At 69.6% G+C, this 1,079-nt stretch carries 2 protein-coding genes; both read right to left on the bottom strand.

What is annotated here, in order from left to right:
* Positions 1–137 (bottom strand): acyl-CoA carboxylase epsilon subunit (locus tag ACWFR4_RS49195; protein ID WP_453658557.1); only part of this gene is annotated, 137 nt, incomplete at its 3' end.
* Positions 138–188: 51 nt separating this feature from the next.
* On the bottom strand, positions 189–1,079 hold an 891-nt coding region (locus ACWFR4_RS49190; protein ID WP_453658555.1), incomplete at its 5' end, for an acyl-CoA carboxylase subunit beta.

The following is a 1,079-nucleotide window of genomic DNA, read 5'->3' as shown; positions in this document are numbered from 1 at the left end:
GGGTCGGCCCATGCGTCGCGGGTGTCTGCCGCGCCGGGCGGGGTGGTGGCCACCGCCGCGGCGCGGGCCTGGACCACCGCCAGTGCGGCGGCCAGCTCCTCGGGGGTGGGGTTGCCCCTTACGACCTTGATCATCATTGGTCGGGTCCTTTCGGGCGGCTCGTTCTCGGCGGCTCGGTCCGGGGCGCTCTAGAGCGGGATGTTTCCGTGCTTCTTGGGCGGGAGGCTTTCGCGCTTGGTACGGAGCTGGCGCAGGCCGCGGACGATGTGGGCGCGGGTGTCGGAGGGCATGATGACGGCGTCGATGTAGCCGCGTTCGGCCGCGGTGTAGGGGTTGAGGAGGGTGTCCTCGTACTCCTGGATGAGGCGGGTGCGGGTGGCTTCCTGCTCGGTCTGGGGGGCGGCGGCGATGGTGCGGCGGTGCAGGATGTTGACCGCTCCCTGGGCGCCCATGACCGCGATCTGGGAGGTGGGCCAGGCCAGGTTGAGGTCGGCGCCCAGGTGCTTGGAGCCCATCACGTCGTAGGCGCCGCCGAATGCCTTGCGGGTGATGACCGTGATCAGGGGGACGGTGGCTTCGGCGTAGGCGTAGATCAGCTTGGCGCCGCGGCGGATGATGCCGGTGTGTTCCTGGTCCACGCCCGGCAGGAAGCCGGGGACGTCGACGAAGGTGAGGACGGGGACGTTGAACGCGTCGCAGGTCCGCACGAAGCGGGCGGCCTTCTCGGAGGCGTCGATGTCGAGGCAGCCGGCGAACTGCATGGGCTGGTTGGCGACGATGCCGACCGGGCGGCCCTCGACGCGGCCGAAGCCGGTGAGGATGTTCGGCGCGAACAGCGGCTGCGTCTCGAAGAACTCCGCGTCGTCCAGGACGTGCTCGATCACGGTGTGCATGTCGTAGGGCTGGTTCGCGCTGTCCGGGACGAGGGTGTCGAGTTCGTCGTCCTCCGCGGTGCGGGCCAGGTCCGCCTCCTCGGGGAAGGCCGGGGGCTCGGACAGGTTGTTCGACGGGAGGTAGGACAGGAGCGTTTTGACGTATTCGATGGCGTCTTTTTCGTCGCCGGCCATGTGGTGCGCGAC

Source organism: Streptomyces sp. NPDC055140 (genome assembly GCF_053607285.1).
This window is presented reverse-complemented; position numbering and strand designations above follow the sequence as displayed.